Raw genomic sequence first — 19,148 nt, forward strand, 5'->3', positions numbered from 1 at the left:
AACAAAAGCCCTCTATTATAAAGTATAGAATTTTCTATATAAAGTATTTGATAATACGAAAATATACGCGGAGGGAAGGAAATGATTAAAATTATAATTTGTGATTGGTGTGGCTTTACTGATGAGATGGATGTTATTAAGGAGCATTATAGCAACTATCATTGTATATGTTGTGGGGTTGATGACATAGAAATGACTGAAAATTAACTATTTTAGGCAAGGAGGGAATATTGGTGGGTTCGTTACTTATCGTAGGGGCAGATCATTTAGGTGTTATTCCAGATAAATTATCAACTGTAGGATTTGATGAAGTTTTACATATTAACGGAAGAAAGGTACAAATGGTTAAAAAAGATTTACCAGAAAATATAAGTTACATTCTTATATTAACGGATTACGTAAACCATAATTTGTCTTCGGTTATAAAGAAGCGAGCCAAAAATCGATCGATTCCAATTTACTATGCAAAGCGGTCTTGGTGTTCTATTTATAAAGCGCTTAAAGGGGTTCTATAGCTATTAGTCTTTTAAATTAAAGTAAGAATAATTCTATTTTGTATGGGAATCAATGGAAAACCTAATTTTAATATATTAGCTTGAGTGGTAATACAGAAATCATGACAGAAGCCGTTTTGGATGGTGTGCAAAAAGGAAAGAGAGGACTGGACTTATAAGTAACGGCCTTATGGATGTATCAAAAGCGGTAAATTAGAAGATTATGATGGGATTTTGTTAGGAGCTTATACATGGGAGATGGTGAACCTTATTAGATTTTTATGATGAAATGGAGAGCATTCATTTAACTGGAAGAAAGGCAACCGCAAACGGGTTGTGTGATTCAGCTTATCCACAAATCGGTGCAGCAGTAGACATTTTGATAGAAAAGCCTTAAAGTCACCGATTCGTTAAAGAAAAAGGAGGATTAACGAAATGACAAGTAGCCATCCAGTAATTTCTGTGAAAACGATGACTGATTATCACTTAGAGTCTTTTCTACGGTGTCCTTATAAATTTTATTATCAACATATTTTATCGATAAATTCCAACCAAGTAAAATGGAGACAGGCGGTCCAACTGATCATTAATCAGGTGGTCCAACGCTTTTATCAACTTCCACCGAATGCACAACACAAATTAAATTTATTAAAATTGATCGATAGGTCTTGGAAGAACGTGAGTCTACAGTTATTCGAATCGAAGGTAGACTACTACATGATCTTAGCAAAGACAACAGATCACTTACTTCAATTTTTATCGCCGAGGCAAGAACAGAAGCCCCCATTATTTTTAAAACAAAAATTGAATACTTACATTGAAGAATTGGAAACTCAGCTTTCATTAACATTTGAATTAGCAGAATGGTCAACCCATTCCTTTACTGTAAAAAAGTTCCTTGTAGAAGCAGACGAAGAAATGATCCAACTATATAATCACTTAATGGTTGTCTTCTCAAGTGAAGCATTTGGTAAGCTTCCTGACAGAATTGAAATTATCACTCTATTGGAAGGTGAAAAATATACTTTTTCACCGACAATGAACAATGTTACACAAGGAATTATGTATCTAAAGGATATGAAGAACCTGCTACAACATCCTAATGACTATTCAAAAACAAATTCACTGACAGAATGTAGGAGTTGTTCTTTTACACACAAATGTAAAGGTGGTCAAAACAATTTTATAGAGAATACTAGACCAAACAATGAATTTTTACACTGATCGTATAATAAACAGTATCCAGTGATTTTATTAAGAGGTCAAAATAGCATTGGTTTAATATGATACCGATAATGGGAAAGAAGATAATAATGACTTTTCCGTTCTATAATTTATCTTTGGGACGGTTTGTGAATTGACTAGGGTGATGTATTTTTTAAGAAACGGAAGATCATATGATCATATATCTCTTCATTAAGCAGTTCTAAGTAGGTTGTATAATGTAAGAAAACACAATGAGAGTTACGAATGTGTGAAAAAGAAAGGTGGCTTTAACATGGATTTATTTGAGGCAATATTCAAGAGAAGAACAATCGGAAAGGTGAAACCAGATCCAATCGAAAAAGAAAAAGTTGAAAAATTACTGGAAGCGGCTATTTGGGCTCCGAATCATCATCATACAGAACCTTGGAAATTTTTTGTCTTAACTGGAGAAGGGAGACGCCCTTTAGGTAGAACATTAGCTGAAATTGCAAAAGAGAATATGGTTGATCCAGAGACAGAGGAAAATCAAGAGAAGTTAAAAAAAGAGGAGGAAAAACCATTTCGGGCCCCTGTTATCATTACAGTAGCAGTAACTCCTTCTGATAACCCGAAAGTCATAGAGATAGAAGAGGTAGGGGCAGTTAATGCTGCAATTCAAAATATGCTTTTAGCTGCTCATGCTCTCGGACTTGGTGCTGTTTGGCGTACAGGAAAGCCTGCCTACCATGCAAAAATGAAACAATTATTTGGATTAAGAGAAAGGGATGAGGTGTTGGGCTTTATTTACATCGGTTATCCAGACATGCCTCAACGGGAGGGAAAGAGAATTTCTTTTACAGAAAAGACCAAGTGGATTGAAGTAGATACAACAGAATATTAAAGGACAACCATCACCCATAGTAACCTCTCTAGAGAGTTACTATGGTTTTTTTAATTGGCTACCGGCTTTCTCATAGTTAATTATTTTAAGGTAAAAAGGTTTAAAGAAGAGCTAGTAAAGAAGTTTATAAGTCTTTTGCAATCTTAATATTTTTATTTAATAGTACAGTTAAAGTTCAGTAAGGATCCAGTTGATTCCCATAAAAGCTAGTGCAAATACAGGGCTGATCGGGTCTAACATTATTAAGGGGCTAAGAGAAAGCAGCCCTGGATCCATCAATGATTATTATTCCGTAAGATGACTAGGGATAATTTTTAGAATAACCTAAAGTTATTAATGGTATTGAAAATAATAATGGTTTGAAATACCTCATAAATTATGGGTATAACATTATGAATATTCTATTTAAAAGAATCCTTTAATACTAGAATGCGTTTATTAACTCCAATAAATGGATATAAATGAGGTAATGAATATTTAAAGGGGGGAATAGCATGGAAGTGACTTTTAAGGAAATAGATACCATTTTTAATCGAACAAAAAATGCATTAATGGAATTTATGGAGATTATAACACCGGTCATTGAAAATGCGAAGGATGACCACGAGCGCCTTTATTGGCATCATATTTATGAAGAAGAAGAACATCGTTCCGATCGTTTGGATATTTTGCTACCAAAGATTCAAGCATTCCTAAAAGATGAACATAGTATAGCTAGTAACCAGCTTGAATTTATACACCTTTTACAAGACATAAGTTTAGAGAAGTTTGGCCTACATAATTTTTTAGAACACTTAGATTTATCTCTTTTTCAATTTAAAGGAACCGAACTTGAAGGAAAAATCCAAACATTAAGGGACTTTACTTATGATGATTATCAACAAATGAAAACTATCTTGGAAAAATTGAATCAAGAATTTCAAGGTGGTATTCAATTGGATACATCTATTCCAACCGATGAAAAAGAAGGAAAGAGTTCGAATGTAAAAATTGAGGCTTATTCACATGATCATTCACATGAGCGTAATCAATCAAAACAAACTTTGAGAAAAACGTTAACCGTTGGCAGTCTAAAACAAAGATAAAATAAAGGGAGAAGTGATAATTATGGATAAATCGGCTCAATTTCCTGAGTCTTCCTTAACAAGAGAGGAATGGCAGGAACTCGATCTAACTGTGTTTGAGAGTGTAAAAAAGCAGCTCATTGGTAGAAGATTTATAGACATATATGGACCACTTGGCGAAGGGGTTCAATCAGTGACAAATGATATATATGAAAATCCTGAACGAGGAGCCATCAGTTTTCATGGTGAAGACTTAGGACTATCTGTACCCTCAAAGAGAGTAACCCTTACAATTCCTATGTTATATAAAGATTTCATTTTATATTGGCGGGATATTCAGCAAGCTAAAACGCTTGGCAATCCAATTGACTTCTCAGCTTCAGCCAATGCGGCTCAGCAGTGTGCCTTATTAGAGGATGATCTCATTTTTAACGGATCAAAGGAATTTGATATCCAGGGAATCATGAATGTGAAAGGTAAATTATCACATATCCGCAGTGATTGGATGGAATCTGGAAATGCTTTTAGTGATGTAGTTGAAGCTAGAAATAAACTCCTAAGAATGGGTCATACAGGACCGTATGCTCTTGTTCTGTCTCCTGAATTGTATGCACTCGTACACCGTGTTCATCAAGGAACGCACGTATTGGAGATTGAACATATTCGAGAATTGATGACAGCCGGCGTTTTTCAATCCCCAATGATAAAAAGCGGTACAGGTAGGTGTTGTGCTAGATGCAGGGAAACAAAATATAGATTTGGCTATAGCCAGTGATTTTGACACGACATTTTTGGATCAAGATAATATGAATTATTATTTCCGTGTTTACGAAACTATTGTTCCGAGAGTTAAACGTCCTACAGCTATCTGTACATTAGAAGATTTCTCTGAATAAATTGCTGCTAAATTCGGTTAAAACAGTAGAATGATATCATCCTGCTGTTTAAATTAAGCAATGGAAAAGATTTTATTTTCCGAGTAGATCAGTCCGGTATTTATTTCTTTTGTGGCTGCATGGAGGCCAATATCTTCAATGATCAATTTTGCCTCATCATGGAAGATTGAATTGAAGCTGTCTTTATTGACTTCAAATAATCTTTTTAAGTATTTTATTTTTTGTTCAGTTTTAGTTTTTTTGTATGCTTTATTGTTTAATTCAACTATTTTTTTATGTTTAGGTTCTAGTAGTAAACTAAGTTCAGAGATATTAATAATAATGTTTTGATGATCTTCTGTCATGAATCCGATTGAATAAATAGAAGATCCTAATAAATCGATATGGGTGATTACAGCATTTGGATAAACTTCTCCAGTGCAAAGGCGGAGGGTGTTTACTTCAATCGCACCGCCAATTGTTCTTTCGTTGATTAGTAATTTATGGATATCCTTAAGACCTTTGATTTGATGTTTCATGTTGTAGCCTCCTTTGTAGTTAGAAGGAAAAAATCATTGAGAACAATTATCATTATCATCATTATACAAAGCAAATAGGCGGGCGGTCAAGATAATTTTCAATAAAATATTCAAAAAATTTGTTTTTTAAAAGGGGATACAATTGATGAAAAAATTAACAATAGGCTCCTTAAAGTATAATCACATGAAGCAAACGATTACGATAGATCAACCTATTTATATGAATAAACTGCCTGTCAATCAACCAAATAGGGTATTAGAAATTAAACAAAATCAACGTTATTTTCAAGTAGAAGTGAAAAAAGGCCAATCTATATTAGATGCAGCCCTCGAACAAAATGTATTTTTAGATTATAAATGTAAAAAGGGCACCTGCGGTAAATGTAGGGTGGAATTATTGAATGGGAGCACTTATCTCCAACCAGCAAATTATCTTGAGGAGAAGAAATTAAACGACTTAATACATAGAAGATTTCGTCTAGCCTGTCAGGCTATAGCCAGGTGATGATTGGTTGTAGTAATCTAGTTTACATCGATTCTATCTTCTTTTTCTTTAAAATATTATTTATGATGAGAGAAGAATATACCAACTATTATTAAGGTATTGTTTCGTTTTGCAAGTTAAGGTGTTGAGTAAAGATGTGTATAATTAAACCGCGTGTAAAAAGCAATAATATGTTTTCTTCCGAAATCCCTTATAATAACAATAAATTATTATGTAAACTATTAAAATATGTAAGTATAGTGTTTAAAAATGATTCCAATTCATTTTGAATAACAATTGCTTCAATAAAATATGGTAAAGAAGTTAGAGCTTCATTACCATATGAACTAATAACAGGAAATTTATAAAAAATAATTAAAAGCATCGATCCACTAGTGTAAGGAATCGATGCTTCTTTTTCCATATTTTACTTAAGGTATTTATCCTCTTACTTTAGAAATATTTTTTCAATGTCATCTAACATTAAGTGGGCAGCTTTTATACCGCCTGCTGTATTCCAAATGACGTCATCTACTTTGTGTACTTCGCCTTTTTTTGCTACTTCAAGGTTTTGGAATATAGGGTCCTCTAACCATTCTTTTTCAAGCTGAGAAGCAGTACCATCCCCAGTTTCATATGTAAAGTAGAAGAGAATATCTCCATCCATTAGAGGAATTTGTTCTTTCGTAGCTCCTTTTATCGCAAACTCGTCTACATTTTGACTTTCTGGTCTAGCAAATCCAAGCTGATCTAGAATTACTCCAGAAAAAGAATCTTTTTGATAAATACGAACATCTCCTGCCATAAAGCGAACCATAGAGATCGTCATATTTAATTTATCCCCAAGTTGTTCTTTTAGATTGGCGATACGAGCATCGTATTCCTCTATTACTTCTTTTCCTTTGTCTTCTTTATTAAGTGCTTTTGCATAAAGTTCAAAGTTGTGTTTCCAATTGCCTCGTAAGTCTTCTGCAAATACAGTAGGAGCAATAGCGCTTAGCTGCTCGTAAATAGCTTCTTGACGCATTTTATTTCCAATAATTAAGTCTGGCTGCAAGGCAGCAATGGCTTCTACATTTACTTCACTTTCTAATCCAACTACCTCAACGTCTTTCATTTCATCGGCAATATGATCATACCAAGGATCTCCTGTAAAAGATTGGACAGCACCAACAGGCGTGACACCAAGAGCTAAAAGGGCTTCCGTTCCTTCATTTGTTAGAATGACGACTTTTTCAGGTGTTTTTTCGATTGTCGTTGTGCCCATGGCATGCTCAACTGTATAGCTTGTATCTTCTGTTTTAGGACTGTTCCCTTTCTCTTCGGCATTGTTCACTTTATCATTGCCTCCGCATGCAGCTAAGATAAAGATCAGCATGATGGATAGAATGGATAATATGGTTCTCATAGATTTCATTTTTGTATTCTCCCCCTAAGTATAAGTGTAAATGATTATCATTTTCAGTTACTAGATATATTAAAACGATTCCATATCTTCTGTCAATAACTAAATGAAAATAATTATCATTATCATTGACAGATTTATAGTATTTAAAATAGACTAAATTTATTAATTAAATAAATAGTATCGGAAGGGTAATAGATATGTTTTTAAAGAATAATAGACAGAGATTAATAGCTCTTTTCATAACAATTATCTTATTAATATTGTTAATGTGTGCCAGCATTGTATATGGTTACACAGATACAAATTGGAAAATAGCATGGGATGCTTTTCAAAGTAATAATGGAACAAACGAACACCTCGTTATCACAACTGTTCGATTACCTAGGGCGCTCATAGCTGCAGCTGTAGGTAGCAGTTTAGCTATTGCGGGTGTACTTATGCAAACATTAACGAAAAATCCTCTTGCATCTCCGGATATCTTTGGTGTAAATGCTGGTGCGGGTTTCGCTGTTGTCATCGGGGTGACTGTATTCTCGATGGGAAATCTGCAAGCTATCACATGGGTAGCGTTTTTAGGTGCAGCCTTTGCCGCCATTGGAGTTTATCTAATAGGCTCTGTTGGAAGAGAAGGGTTGACACCGATCAAGCTTACACTGGCGGGGGCTGCGATGGCTGCTATGTTTTCAGCTTTTACCCAGGGATTTCTCGTAATAGATGAAGTGGCCCTTGAGCAGGTTTTGTTTTGGTTAGCAGGGTCTGTTCAGGGCAGGAAGCTCGAAATATTAACTTCCGTACTGCCCTATTTACTAGTTGGTTGGATAGGAGCGATAATTCTCTCTTCTAAGATGAATGTTTTATCAATGGGGGAGGATGTAGCAAAGGGATTAGGACTATATACAGGATTTCTAAAAATAGGAGCAGCAATAGTCATTATTCTTTTATCAGGTGGTTCGGTAGCCATTGCTGGACCGATTGGATTTATCGGAATTGTAGTTCCACACATCGCACGATCAATTATAGGAATCGACCATCGCTGGGTCATTCCATTTTCAGGTCTGCTCGGGGGCATTCTTCTACTAGCGGCGGATATTTTGGCACGCTATGTGATCATGCCGGAGGAAGTTCCTGTAGGAGTTATGACGGCCATTATTGGTACGCCATTCTTTATCTATATTGCAAGAAAGGGGTTTAATTCAAAATGAGTCCTTATAAAAGTGTCAGATGGTTTAAAGGAAAAATCTCCTTTCTTTTGGATAAACGGGCCGCAAAAGTATTAACCATTATGGTCATGGTGGCTGCATTCATTTTTATTATCAGTACGGGAATTGGTGAGATGAACATTAGCCCTCTCACGGTTTTACTAGTCTTTTTTGGTGGGGGTACGGAGATGGAACAACTCGTTGTAACGTCCTTTCGCTTACCAAGAATTATTATTGCACTTATGGTAGGGATTTCATTGGCTGTTGCAGGTGGAATCTTGCAAGGAATGATTCGAAACCCGTTAGCCTCTCCTGATATTTTAGGAATTACTGGCGGGGCAGCAGTAGCTGTTGTTGGGTTTTTGGCCTTTTTCAGTGATGAGAATAACGCTTTAACCGTAAGTATTAAATGGATGCCATTAGCTGCCTTTATAGGTGCTGGTGTCATTGCGATCCTAGTTTATTTGTTAGCATGGAAAAATGGAATAGCACCTATACGCCTTGTATTAATAGGGATTGGGATATCAGCGCTTATGCAAGCCCTCACGACTTTAATGATGATTTTAGGTCCGATTTATCGGGCAAGTCAGGCAAATATTTGGATTACCGGAACTGTACATGGGTCCACTTGGGATCATGTTAGTATTTTGCTTCCTTGTACGGTCATTCTTGTCACGGTCGCTTTGATGATGGTAAGAAACATGAATGTACAAGAACTTGGTGATGAGATTGCGACTGGGGTAGGGAGTCATGTTCAACGACAGCGTTTTTTCCTCATGATGATCAGTACGGCGCTCATAGGAAGTTCTGTTGCTTTTGCCGGGGGGATTGGGTTCGTTGGATTAATGGCACCGCATATGGCAAGAAGACTTGTAGGCTCTTCTTTTGGTGCTTTGTTACCTGTTTCAGCATTAATCGGAGGCATTCTTGTTATGCTGGCGGACTTGGTTGGTAGAACGTTATTTTCTCCATTAGAAATTCCTGCAGGGGTATTTACCTCGGCAATCGGAGCACCTTATTTTATATACTTATTGTTTAAAACTCGGAATTCATAGAAAAGTAGAATATAAAATTGCAAAAAGGAGTGAATCCAATGGCACAGGCAATTGAAACGAAAGGTCTAACTCTTTCATATGGAGATACCATCATTATTGATGAGTTAAATCTTAACATTCCAAAAGGTGAAATTACCGTTTTTATTGGCGGAAATGGCTGTGGAAAGTCTACGCTTCTTCGCTCAATAGCACGCTTATTAAAACCGAAAGCAGGGGCTGTTTTATTAGAAGGAAATGCAATTGCAAAAATGTCAACGAAGGAGGTTGCCAAGCAAATGGCTATTCTTCCTCAGTCATCCGTTGCACCCGAAGGTCTCAGTGTTCTACAGCTAGTTAAGCAAGGGCGCTATCCCCATCAAACATGGCTAAAGCAGTGGGCAAAGGAAGATGAGAAGAAAGTAAACAGGGCATTAGCTGCGACAGGAATAGAAGATTTAAAGGATCGGGCTGTTGATTCCTTATCTGGCGGGCAACGTCAAAGAGCATGGATTGCAATGACATTAGCACAGGATACGGATATTATCCTGCTTGATGAACCGACAACATACCTTGATATGACACATCAAATTGAAATATTGGATTTGTTATTTGATTTAAATGAAAATGAACAAAGAACGATTGTCATGGTTCTTCATGATTTAAATTTGGCATGTCGTTATGCCCATAATATTGTTGCAATCAAAGACCAAAAAATCTTTGCACAGGGAAAGCCGGAAAATGTTATTAATCGTAAACTAGTTAAGAGTGTATTTGGTATGGATTGTGAAATTACCTTTGACCCATTGTTTGGAACTCCACTTTGTATTCCACACGGAAAAGGAAGATATATTTACAAAGGGGCCGTATGAATGGAGAAGTATGTTCTCAAGAAGGTTAAATCAAAATTCAAAGTAAAAAGAAGAAAAATAAGCTAGTATGCATTCAATCGTAGATTTTTTTGAGGTATCATCATGTTTAAATCTTTTAAAACATAGAATTAGTTCTATATTTTAAGCATTCGGGCTGCCAAAAAACCATTATTTATATAACTGCACTCAATTGTTAAACATACTATCAATTTGGGTGCAGTTTTTTTTATAACTTTAATCATAAAATTTTATTCTATTAATAATTAAACGGTGTAGGCCTCTTATAAAGTTTCTTCTAAAAATCATCCAATATTTTTAGTACTTTAGTTAGATGACAATGATAATCATTATCACTTATTATAATATTCGTACAATATAATGATAATGATTATCATTGTCATAAAGGTGGTTTAAAAAAGTTTTTGGTAAAGGATGTGGAGAAATGGGTTCAATACAAATCGAATGCACTCGAGTAATCGAAAAAGAGGATTTTGATGTGGAAGAGTTAAAAACGTTAGCTTACATCAGGAGTAAAGAGCCTGTTTTGGAAGAATCGTTCCTGGCAAATCTAGAGGCAGGACGAAGGGGGATCTTTCAACGTCTATTTCAGGCACTTATACGAGAAAAGCTAATTGAAGAAGAGAGAGTCTCATGGATAGAAGGAGATGGGACAAGTATCTGCATTCAGCTGTCTAGTGGAAAAATACTGCAAGTTGAAGTTAAGAAGCGACATTCACTTGGAAGATTCGATGTGGGGGGTGATGCTGTAGTTTATGGTCATGAGTATTCTAGAGTACTTACACATCCTGTTGAACTTCTAGAGTTGCTGAGGCAAGAAGGATTATTAAACGAAGTACCGGAAGAGCAATTTCAACGATTTAAAATGGAGATTCAAAATGGAGTGGCCAATCTAACCTTAGCACTGGTAGGTGCTGCCCGAAGAAAAAGGGACTTAATTACAATTGCCAAATCAATAAATATACAGACCTCACTCGACTGGGTGATTAAACAGAGTAAGGACAATGAGAAATTTAGTCCATTGGCTTTTTATGAACAATGGGTCGTAGAAGGTCATTCTTTACACCCTGGGGCAAAGACAAAGTTTGGTCTTGATGTAGCAGATGTCATCCGGTATTCACCAGAATGGGGTGCCACTCCAGAAGTAGCTGTTGTGGCGGTTCTAAAAGATTACTGTCAAACCACTTCCATTGATGACTACACCGTAACCACTCGTCTATATCAAGAGTATGAAGGCTTACAATCATTTGTTGAAAATACATTACATAATCAGGGATTAAATCCTGCCCATTTCGAATTGATTCCTGTACATCCGTGGCAGTTTGATCATGCCGTATACTCCCTATACAAAAAAGAAATCGAACAGAAAATCATAGTTCCTATTTCAGACTTCCGTATTGCGACACAGTCATTAGTTTCTTTTCGTTCGTTAGCTCCCCTCCAAAAACTTGGACAGGGAAGGCATCATATAAAAACAGCCGTCAATATACAAACCACTAGTGCTGTACGTATTGTATCACCTAATTCTGTGGTAAATGGGCCAATCCTTTCAAAAATATTAGGTAACATTCAAGAAAGGGAAAATCACTTTTGGGGAAGCTTTGTTGTTCTTCAAGAACGTGCAGGTGTTTATTTCCAACCAATAAAACCAACATTGTCGGAGGAGGAGCGCTGGACACTACAGGCTAATTTGGCATCAATTATGCGGGAGAATCCGGAGAACTATGTTAAAAACGAAAAAGAAATTCCAATGGCTGCCGCAGCGCTAATAGCAGAGTCACCAATAAGTGGCAAACCTATAGCAATTGAATTAATTGAGGAGTTAGCTGGTTACTATGGTTTATCTGATGTCAGAGAGGCGGCAGTTTTATTTATTCAAAGATATGCGCAAGCATCGTTACCGGGCTTTTTAACCCTGATGGTACGATATGGAATTAGTTTAGAAGGTCACATGCAAAATAGTGTCTCTGTTTTTCGGAATGGAGAGTTAGTGCGTATTCTTTTGAGAGACTTCGGGGGTGCACGAATTTTACCAGAAAGATTGCAAAAACAAGGATTTCAAGCAGAGTTTTATCCTAGATCCTCCATTGTAACAGATAAGGTAGTTGAATTAAGAAATATTATTTCATACTCGGTTATGCAAAACCATTTTGCTGAATTGATCACATGCATTGTTCGTGCTCTAGGAATCGATGAAGAGAAGCTTTGGAAGCAGGTAGTTGCCGTATGTAAAGTTGTGTTTGAAGAACTTAAAAAAGACCCATCTATTGCAGAACAAGCTATAGCCGATGAACAGGCTCTTTTTCAACCTATGATTAACCTAAAGGCTCTTACGACGATGCGACTGCGAGGAGATATTACTGACTATTCATTTATAGAGGTTCCGAATCCTATGATGGAATGGAAAGGAGAGACTCAGTCATGAGGGCAAGTATACACCAACTTCTGGAGACCGATATTTTACGTACAGAATATACGAATTTCAGACAAGGGCTTATGTTGCAAGATGAAATAAAAATACTTACTTTTTTGAAAAATAATTACCCTGATATGGTATCTCCATATGTGTCAGCTCTCACAAAAGGGCGCCTTGGGATTTTACGTCGGTTAACAGAGTCCATGTTACGTGAGGATATTATGGGGCTTGCCACAAGTTCACATGATTTGTATGTTATTGACTCTATTCATGCTTTAAATGTTCAAGCCATTGATGAGTATTGGCAAATGATTATTGGAACCCTCCATACATACGGCTTAGAGAGTGGAAAAATATATAAGTTATATTCTCTTTCTGTGAAAGAGTGTCTCGTAATTCCTATAAGTCGAACCTATGCATTTAATCGAGTAGAAGTAAATGGAGCGATTTTACATGCTTCCAAAGATGGAGTTAGAACAATCGAACACTCGATTGAACTGCTCCAGTTGCTGCGTGAAAAGGAAGAGTTTCATCCTGAAAGGAAGGAAAGTGGTTGGGTGAAACTAGCGGAGGAATTAATAAATGGAAGTGCGAATTTGGCGCTTTCCTATGCTTATTGGGACGAGAAGAAAAAGAAGCTTCAGCAAAAAGCAAAAGAACAAGGAATCACCACAGCGATCGATTGGGTACTGTCCCAAAAGAGAGAAAATCGTACGTTTGATTCAAGTTTGTTTTTTGAACAATTATCCGTAGAAGGACATAACCTTCATCCAGGTACAAAAACGAAAATAGGCATGGAACCGGAAGATGTATTTCGTTACGCACCAGAATTCGATGGAGTAGCAGCTATAAAGTTTGTCGGAATTCGGAAGGATTATGCGGAGTGGAATGTTATCACCGAAAATAAAGAGGATGCCAATGCATTTCTTTTTAAACAGTATCCAGAATTACCAAAGGTGGTAGAACGAGAATTCACTGAACAAGGTCTTTGTATGAACGATTATTTGTTCGTTCCCGTGCATCCCTGGCAACTAGAAAAATCAATACCAGATATCTATGACTTAGAAATAAAGAATCAGATCGTGGTTCCTATACATGACTTCACCGTTTCAAGTGGGGCAACATCTTCTTTTAGAACTGTTGTACCTCTTGCGAAGGGGGAGATAACAAAATATGCCATCAAAGTAGCAGTAAACAGTCAGATGACTTCTACTGTTCGCTCCATATCTCCAAACACTACAAACAACGCAACTGTTTTTACTCGACTCATTCGTTCCATTATGCAAGAAGAACAAGGTCTTTTGAAAACGTTTGTACCTGTTTGTGAGTGTGCAGGATTTAATTTCAAAATGAAAGCAACAGAAGTAAATGAGCTAAAATGCAGAAATCTATCTGCTGTGATACGTGAGACTGTAGAAACATTTGTAGCTTTGGATGAAGTAGCGATCGTTGGAAGCTCACTTTTTGCTGAATCACCCATCACGGAGAAGCCTATTCTTATTGAATTAATTGAAAGGTCTGCTGAAAATAGGAAGGGAACGTCACTTCGTAAGGCGGCATTTCAGTTCTTCTCAGAATATGTTTCCATCGCACTTCCAGGTTTTCTTACCCTCATGGTAAAGTATGGGATTGGTTTAGAGGGTCACTTGCAAAACAGTGTGATGGTCTTTAAAGAGGGACGTCCTGTTCGTTTGCTGTTTCGTGATTGGGGAGGAACGAGAATTTATCGAAATAGGCTTCAAGCACATCAAGTTCAAGTACCATTTTATCCTGGTTCCGTTACGGTTACGGACAGTCTAAAGGAAATGCATAATAAGGTATTTTATACGGTATTCCAGAATCATTGCGGGGAGTTGACACTGCAAATATCCAAGCATTTTGGTTTGGGAGAAGGAGAGCTATGGCAGGAGATTTATCGGATTTGTGAAAAAGTATTTGATCAACTTGAATCCGACCCCCAATATGCAGAAAGTGTATGTTTAGACAGGGAAGCATTGTTCCAAGCTGAAGTCGATCACAAGGCACTGACTAAAATGCGCTTAGAACCTGAAGGGAAGGCATATTCCTATGCCATCGTCCCTAATCCTCTTCACGAATTTAGGAGGAAGGAATAAGAGGTCATGGCACAAATAGATGTTCAGATTCAAAAGTCTCCAAGCTTTGCCCTTCACTCAAGAACATTCAGAATTTTTATGACTGGAAGTTTGGTAACACGGGTAGGAGATTGGATGGATTTAGTCGCTTTAAATTGGGCGGTATTACAATTCACGAACTCACCAATTCATTTGGGGATTATCAATGCTTGCCGTTTAGTTCCTGCTTTTTTACTGAGTATACCGGCGGGTATTTTGGCTGATCGATATGATAGAAGAAAATTACTCATTTGGCTTCAGATAGGAATGATGTTGTTGACGTTTTGCCTTGGCTATCTTGTCGAGGCAGGACCGCCCTTTTGGGTTTTTGCGTTCGTTGTTACACTCCGATCCATGCTCGCAGCGATGGACCCGCCTATTCGGAATGCGTTAGTTCCCAATCTCGTGCCTCAAAGCTCTATGGCAAGTGCTATCGCAATTAATACGATGGTCATTAATCTTTCTCGTATTATTGGACCAGCGCTTGCAGGGGCATTAATTGCCATGATTGATATTGCTCAATTATTTTATATTAATGCGTGGGGGACGTTAGGTGTACTAGTCTCTTTACTGATGATTCGCACTTATAATTTTCCAATTTATGATAAAAAGAAAGGGAAGAAAACAACTCTTCGTGAGGCAGTAGATTATGTAAAAAGTCAGCCCTCTGTTCAATCCTTACTCATTTTAGCGATTGTTCCAATGGTATTTGGTTTTCCCTACACAACCATGTTACCGTTGTTTTCTAGAGATCTTTTAAACCTTGGACCTGGAGGTTTTGGAATACTTTTATCGGTTTCATCTGTCGGTGCAATAGTCGGTACGACATGGCTCTCTCTTGGTAAAGAGATCAAGGCAGCGGGAAAGTGGTTGATTTATTCCATTATAGGTTTTGGAATTTCTTTACTTCTCTTCATAGGAACTAGAAATTTGTTCGTAGCAGGTGCCGCAATGTTTTTTGTTGGATTAACGAGTCAAATCTACCGAACATTAAGCCGTATTACTTTACAGATGTATGTACCCGATCAACTACGTGGGAGGATTTTAAGCATTGCTTTAATGGATAGAGGTTTTATTCCTTTAGGAGCAATACTCATTGGGGTTGTTGCCACATGGGCTGGAACTCAATGGGCAGGTGTTGTAATGGGATTAGGTTGTATTGGCATAACCTTGGTTATTGTCATAATAAGGCGCCAGATTTTGAAATTGTAATTGTCATATATATATGGGAGTGAAAGAATATGATAGAAAAAATCGTCCAATCTCTCAGAATGGAACGAGAGGATCCTTTTTGTGCTTATTTATATGACTTATCGAAACTACGTCATCATGTAAATAATTTAGTGACAACTCTTCCGCCAAGTTGTAGTTTATTTTATGCCATTAAAGCAAACTCAGATGAAACTCTTCTTAAAACATTGGCTCCAATTGTACATGGGTTTGAAGTAGCTTCACTAGGAGAGATTGAGAAAGTTAGAACGGTGGATAAGAAAATCCCCATCCTGTTCGGCGGACCAGGGAAAACACAAGAGGAGATTAAAGAGGCAATTCGTTACGGAGTTACTTTACTCCATGTCGAGAGTTTACATGAATTACAGTTGGTGAATCATATTGCCAGTCAAATAGGAACAACAGTTTCTATTTTGCTGCGTGTCAATCTGCGTCGTTCCGTTCCGAACGCACAATTGAAAATGGCAGGCGTGCCGACACAATTTGGAATTGATGAGCAAGAAGTGCCCATTGCGATTGCTTTAGCAAAATCTTTCCCGAATGTGAAACTCCTTGGTTTCCATTTTCATGCCATGTCCAATAATATGGTTTCCAAAGCCCATGCTTACTTTGTTGATCATTGTTTCGAACTAGCAAAAATATGGAAAAAAGAGTGGGGTATAGACATCTCTTATGTTAATGTAGGCGGAGGTATTGGAATTAACTATCAAAAGATAGAAGAGCAGTTTGATTGGGACGACTTTACAATGGGTTTAAATAGAGTATTAGAAAAGCACAAAGATGCGAAATGGCGGACGTTTTTTGAATGTGGTCGTTACATTACTTCTTCATGTGGCTACTATGCAGCAGAGGTATTGGATATCAAACAAAATCATGATCAGTATTTTTGTGTACTTCGTGGGGGAAGTCATCACTTAAGACTCCCAGCAGCATGGAAACAAAGTCATCCTTTTACAATCGTACCAGTAGAAAAGTGGCCATATCCTTTCGAACGTCCTGAAGTAAGCAAGGCTATGATTACTGTAGCAGGGGAACTATGCACTCCTAACGATGTACTAGCAAGAGATGTATCTGTTTCACGGGTAAGAATTGGAGATATTCTTCTTTTCAGTTATGCAGGAGCCTATGGATGGGCAATTTCTCACCATGATTTTCTCAGTCATTCGCATCCGGAGCACTTCTACATAGAATCTGGATCCATTATTGATGGACCTGTTCTGGTACAAAAAATCTAGCAAACTCGAACATTATTTTTAAATTCTATTTTGTACTATCACTAAATATAAAAAGCCTAATTACCCAACATTAAAATTAAGAAATTAGGCTTTTTTCATTGTTTAATTAAAACGGTCTATTATTAGATAAAAATTACTTTTCGCTATACATAATCATTAGCTATAATCCATTGTTTGTTAATATAATGTTATTCCTAAATTGCCTTCGCAACATCTACAATAAACTTTAATTTTACCTGCACATTATTACAACCTGACTTTAGATACTCGTGGGAAGAATAATGAGTGTTTTCTAATAGTAGCCATTTCTATATATAAAACGTAGTTTATTTGATTATAAGTCAAATGTATTCATATAAGGGAAGGAAGTACCTGTTATGGGCACTTCCTTATCTGCTATTTTAAAGCCTTATTTAATGCTTCAAGGTTTTTTCTCATTAAGCTAAAATAATCTTCTCCATTTTGTCTATCTTCTTCTGTTAAAGATTCTAGGTTGTGTAAGTAAAGAGGTTCAGCATTAATTTCTTTTTGAATTATCTCAGCCACTCTTGGCGTTACATTTTGTTCAAAGAGAATGTATTTAATTTGTTTTTCATTTGCCATTTGAATAATTATCTCAAGCTCTTTTTGAGATGGTTCAACCGAAGGGGAAAGACCAGTTACTGGAATTTGATGAATACCATAAACGTCTTCCCAATATCCATAAGCAGCATGAGAGACAATCATCTCAGGGTTATCCTTAGATTCTGCTAATTGATGAAACTCTTCGTCTAGCTTTTGCAGTTCAGTTTTTAATGATTCAAAATTTTTTTCAAACTCTTCTTTTGCATCAGGTTTTAACTCAACAAGAGTATTTTTAATGTTTTCAGCGAGAGTAATAGAACGATAAGGATCTAGCCATACATGAGGGTCAAAGTCCCCGTGGTCATGCCCGTGTGGATTACTTTCCGAATGTTGTTCTTCTTCGTGTTCATGCGCCTCTTCTGAATGTAGTTCTTTGTAAGCGTGCGCTGCTTCCTCTGAATGTTCTTCACCATGAGCAATGGTTTTAATACCGTGGGTAGCTTCTACCATTTTCACTTTTTCGTTAACGAGAGCCTCCGCCATTTTTTCAGCAAAAGGTTCCATTCCCAAGCCATTATAAATAAAGGCATCTGCTTCTGCTATTGTCATCATTTGTCTTGTTGTTGGTTCAAAAGTGTGAGCATCAGTTCCAGCAGGCATAATACTTTCAACATCTACATACTTGCCGCCAATCTTATTCGTAAAATCCTCCAACGGATAAAGCGTTGTGTAAACCTTTAATGTCTCTGCTGCGTCCCGTTGTTTAGTTTCTGTTTCGTTTTCATTAGATGTAGTAGTCTGTTTAGTGTTACAGCTTACTAGAAAGATAGATAGGACTAAAATAAATCCAAATGATATGTATTTTAATTTCATTTTGAGTTGACCTCTCCCTCTTAAATATTAACTGTTCTCCATAATATCGTAATGATTACGAATTGTAAATAGTAATCATTATGATTTGCAAACCGAAATATCGCTAACGTCAGTAATAAAAGTTCCTTGTTGTTCAGCTATAATTCGTGAATTGATTGAGGACGAAGCTAACTTCTAAATGAGATTTGCTCTAAAGGGTGCTTTAATAATAGTTCATTTAGATACCATCTCTCTTAATGTTATATGTCAAAAATCATAACCGAAGTTTTTTTAAGTACTATTCCTCCAAAAATGAGAGTTTTTATTTTTGTATGATAAAATAATGGGCCCAATATAGGAATTTCTTGCTGACATAAAAATGGTGTTTTTATTACGTTGCTACTAACTAATTAAGGTATTAAAAGGTAGGGTACCCCTTATAAAAATTCTTCTTTATTTATACTTAAGGGGGAAGAATCCTGAAGGGAAGCTTCTAATTTAATAGTTTTTCAGTTATACTTATGTAAAAATAAACGAAATCACAAGGGGAGCTATTTGCTGAGAGTGAACAGTTTCGTTCTGACCCTTTGAACCTGTTAGATAATTCTAGAGCAGGGATGTGGAATACATGTGGATATTTTTCTATATG

16 protein-coding genes, 1 pseudogene and 1 riboswitch are annotated in these 19,148 nt (G+C 36.7%); of the genes and pseudogenes, 14 read left to right on the forward strand and 3 right to left on the reverse strand.

What is annotated here, in order from left to right; genetic code table 11:
* Positions 1 to 81 precede the first annotated feature (81 nt).
* The 6 genes and pseudogenes from R4Z10_RS08570 to R4Z10_RS08595 all read left to right on the forward strand — a co-directional run bounded on the left by R4Z10_RS08570 (position 82) and on the right by R4Z10_RS08595 (position 4,540).
* Positions 82 to 207 carry a hypothetical protein gene (locus R4Z10_RS08570; protein ID WP_338472764.1) on the forward strand — a complete coding sequence of 42 codons (126 nt, stop codon included), beginning with the start codon at positions 82 to 84 and terminating at the stop codon, positions 205 to 207.
* Positions 208 to 233: 26 nt separating this feature from the next.
* Positions 234 to 515 (forward strand): DUF2325 domain-containing protein, encoded by a 282-nt coding sequence (locus tag R4Z10_RS08575; protein WP_338472765.1) that lies wholly within the window; start codon positions 234 to 236, stop codon positions 513 to 515.
* 414 nt (positions 516 to 929) lie between these two features.
* The gene (locus R4Z10_RS08580; RefSeq protein ID WP_338472766.1) at positions 930 to 1,718 is read left to right on the forward strand and encodes a PD-(D/E)XK nuclease family protein; all 789 of its coding nucleotides are present in this window, start codon (positions 930 to 932) and stop codon (positions 1,716 to 1,718) included.
* Between the two features lie 274 nt (positions 1,719 to 1,992).
* Positions 1,993 to 2,580 carry a nitroreductase gene (locus R4Z10_RS08585; protein WP_338472767.1) on the forward strand — a complete coding sequence of 196 codons (588 nt, stop codon included), beginning with the start codon at positions 1,993 to 1,995 and terminating at the stop codon, positions 2,578 to 2,580.
* A gap of 494 nt (positions 2,581 to 3,074) precedes the next feature.
* Positions 3,075 to 3,665 carry an IMEF encapsulin system ferritin-like cargo protein gene (locus R4Z10_RS08590; protein ID WP_338472768.1) on the forward strand — a complete coding sequence of 197 codons (591 nt, stop codon included), beginning with the start codon at positions 3,075 to 3,077 and terminating at the stop codon, positions 3,663 to 3,665.
* Between the two features lie 22 nt (positions 3,666 to 3,687).
* Positions 3,688 to 4,540, forward strand: a pseudogene (locus R4Z10_RS08595) (family 1 encapsulin nanocompartment shell protein).
* Between the two features lie 53 nt (positions 4,541 to 4,593).
* On the opposite strand, the gene R4Z10_RS08600 reads toward R4Z10_RS08595, so the two are convergent.
* Positions 4,594 to 5,058: a hypothetical protein gene (locus R4Z10_RS08600; RefSeq protein WP_338472769.1), complete on the reverse strand. Its 465-nt coding sequence runs from the start codon at positions 5,056 to 5,058 to the stop codon at positions 4,594 to 4,596.
* 145 nt (positions 5,059 to 5,203) lie between these two features.
* Between R4Z10_RS08600 and R4Z10_RS08605 the strand changes: the two genes are divergently transcribed.
* On the forward strand, positions 5,204 to 5,563 hold the full coding sequence (locus R4Z10_RS08605) for a 2Fe-2S iron-sulfur cluster binding domain-containing protein (RefSeq protein ID WP_338472770.1): 360 nt from the start codon (positions 5,204 to 5,206) through the stop codon (positions 5,561 to 5,563).
* Between the two features lie 427 nt (positions 5,564 to 5,990).
* Here the strand turns inward: R4Z10_RS08605 and R4Z10_RS08610 are convergent, their stop codons facing one another.
* Positions 5,991 to 6,959: an iron-siderophore ABC transporter substrate-binding protein gene (locus tag R4Z10_RS08610; RefSeq protein WP_338472771.1), complete on the reverse strand. Its 969-nt coding sequence runs from the start codon at positions 6,957 to 6,959 to the stop codon at positions 5,991 to 5,993.
* 188 nt (positions 6,960 to 7,147) lie between these two features.
* Here R4Z10_RS08610 and R4Z10_RS08615 point away from each other — a divergent pair, with 188 nt between their 5' ends.
* The 7 genes from R4Z10_RS08615 (at position 7,148) to R4Z10_RS08645 (ending at position 17,083) form a co-directional block, all read left to right on the forward strand.
* Positions 7,148 to 8,152, forward strand: coding sequence for an iron ABC transporter permease (locus R4Z10_RS08615; protein ID WP_338472772.1), 1,005 nt, complete (start codon positions 7,148 to 7,150; stop codon positions 8,150 to 8,152).
* Positions 8,149 to 9,204: an iron ABC transporter permease gene (locus R4Z10_RS08620; RefSeq protein WP_338472773.1), complete on the forward strand. Its 1,056-nt coding sequence runs from the start codon at positions 8,149 to 8,151 to the stop codon at positions 9,202 to 9,204. Before R4Z10_RS08615 ends, R4Z10_RS08620 begins: the two co-directional genes overlap by 4 nt.
* 38 nt (positions 9,205 to 9,242) lie before the next feature.
* Complete coding sequence (locus R4Z10_RS08625) at positions 9,243 to 10,052, forward strand: ABC transporter ATP-binding protein (RefSeq protein ID WP_338472774.1); 810 nt, start codon at positions 9,243 to 9,245, stop codon at positions 10,050 to 10,052.
* 442 nt (positions 10,053 to 10,494) lie between these two features.
* Entirely contained in the window at positions 10,495 to 12,495 is a 2,001-nt protein-coding gene (locus tag R4Z10_RS08630) for an IucA/IucC family protein (RefSeq protein WP_338472775.1), read from the forward strand.
* Positions 12,492 to 14,600: an IucA/IucC family protein gene (locus tag R4Z10_RS08635; RefSeq protein WP_338472776.1), complete on the forward strand. Its 2,109-nt coding sequence runs from the start codon at positions 12,492 to 12,494 to the stop codon at positions 14,598 to 14,600. Before R4Z10_RS08630 ends, R4Z10_RS08635 begins: the two co-directional genes overlap by 4 nt.
* Positions 14,601 to 14,606: 6 nt before the next feature.
* The gene (locus R4Z10_RS08640) at positions 14,607 to 15,830 is read left to right on the forward strand and encodes an MFS transporter (RefSeq protein ID WP_338472777.1); all 1,224 of its coding nucleotides are present in this window, start codon (positions 14,607 to 14,609) and stop codon (positions 15,828 to 15,830) included.
* A 29-nt stretch (positions 15,831 to 15,859) separates the two neighbouring features.
* Positions 15,860 to 17,083, forward strand: coding sequence for a type III PLP-dependent enzyme (locus R4Z10_RS08645; RefSeq protein ID WP_338472778.1), 1,224 nt, complete (start codon positions 15,860 to 15,862; stop codon positions 17,081 to 17,083).
* A gap of 396 nt (positions 17,084 to 17,479) precedes the next feature.
* Here the strand turns inward: R4Z10_RS08645 and R4Z10_RS08650 are convergent, their stop codons facing one another.
* Positions 17,480 to 18,520, reverse strand: coding sequence for a metal ABC transporter substrate-binding protein (locus tag R4Z10_RS08650; RefSeq protein ID WP_338472779.1), 1,041 nt, complete (start codon positions 18,518 to 18,520; stop codon positions 17,480 to 17,482).
* A 513-nt stretch (positions 18,521 to 19,033) separates the two neighbouring features.
* A riboswitch (TPP riboswitch) is annotated at positions 19,034 to 19,134 on the forward strand.
* The last annotated feature ends 14 nt before the right edge of the window (positions 19,135 to 19,148 follow it).

This window comes from Niallia sp. XMNu-256 (genome assembly GCF_036670015.1).
In the GTDB taxonomy this organism is placed as follows: Bacteria; Bacillota; Bacilli; order Bacillales; family Cytobacillaceae; genus Bacillus_BD.

Coding starts and splice junctions, on each gene's coding strand:
- R4Z10_RS08570 (WP_338472764.1), top strand. CDS start 82: ATGATTAAAATTATAATTTGTGATTGGTGTGGCTTTACTGATGAGATG.
- R4Z10_RS08580 (WP_338472766.1), top strand. CDS start 930: ATGACAAGTAGCCATCCAGTAATTTCTGTGAAAACGATGACTGATTAT.
- R4Z10_RS08585 (WP_338472767.1), top strand. CDS start 1,993: ATGGATTTATTTGAGGCAATATTCAAGAGAAGAACAATCGGAAAGGTG.
- R4Z10_RS08590 (WP_338472768.1), top strand. CDS start 3,075: ATGGAAGTGACTTTTAAGGAAATAGATACCATTTTTAATCGAACAAAA.
- R4Z10_RS08600 (WP_338472769.1), bottom strand. CDS start 5,058: ATGAAACATCAAATCAAAGGTCTTAAGGATATCCATAAATTACTAATC.
- R4Z10_RS08605 (WP_338472770.1), top strand. CDS start 5,204: ATGAAAAAATTAACAATAGGCTCCTTAAAGTATAATCACATGAAGCAA.
- R4Z10_RS08610 (WP_338472771.1), bottom strand. CDS start 6,959: ATGAAATCTATGAGAACCATATTATCCATTCTATCCATCATGCTGATC.
- R4Z10_RS08615 (WP_338472772.1), top strand. CDS start 7,148: ATGTTTTTAAAGAATAATAGACAGAGATTAATAGCTCTTTTCATAACA.
- R4Z10_RS08620 (WP_338472773.1), top strand. CDS start 8,149: ATGAGTCCTTATAAAAGTGTCAGATGGTTTAAAGGAAAAATCTCCTTT.
- R4Z10_RS08625 (WP_338472774.1), top strand. CDS start 9,243: ATGGCACAGGCAATTGAAACGAAAGGTCTAACTCTTTCATATGGAGAT.
- R4Z10_RS08630 (WP_338472775.1), top strand. CDS start 10,495: ATGGGTTCAATACAAATCGAATGCACTCGAGTAATCGAAAAAGAGGAT.
- R4Z10_RS08635 (WP_338472776.1), top strand. CDS start 12,492: ATGAGGGCAAGTATACACCAACTTCTGGAGACCGATATTTTACGTACA.
- R4Z10_RS08640 (WP_338472777.1), top strand. CDS start 14,607: ATGGCACAAATAGATGTTCAGATTCAAAAGTCTCCAAGCTTTGCCCTT.
- R4Z10_RS08645 (WP_338472778.1), top strand. CDS start 15,860: ATGATAGAAAAAATCGTCCAATCTCTCAGAATGGAACGAGAGGATCCT.
- R4Z10_RS08650 (WP_338472779.1), bottom strand. CDS start 18,520: ATGAAATTAAAATACATATCATTTGGATTTATTTTAGTCCTATCTATC.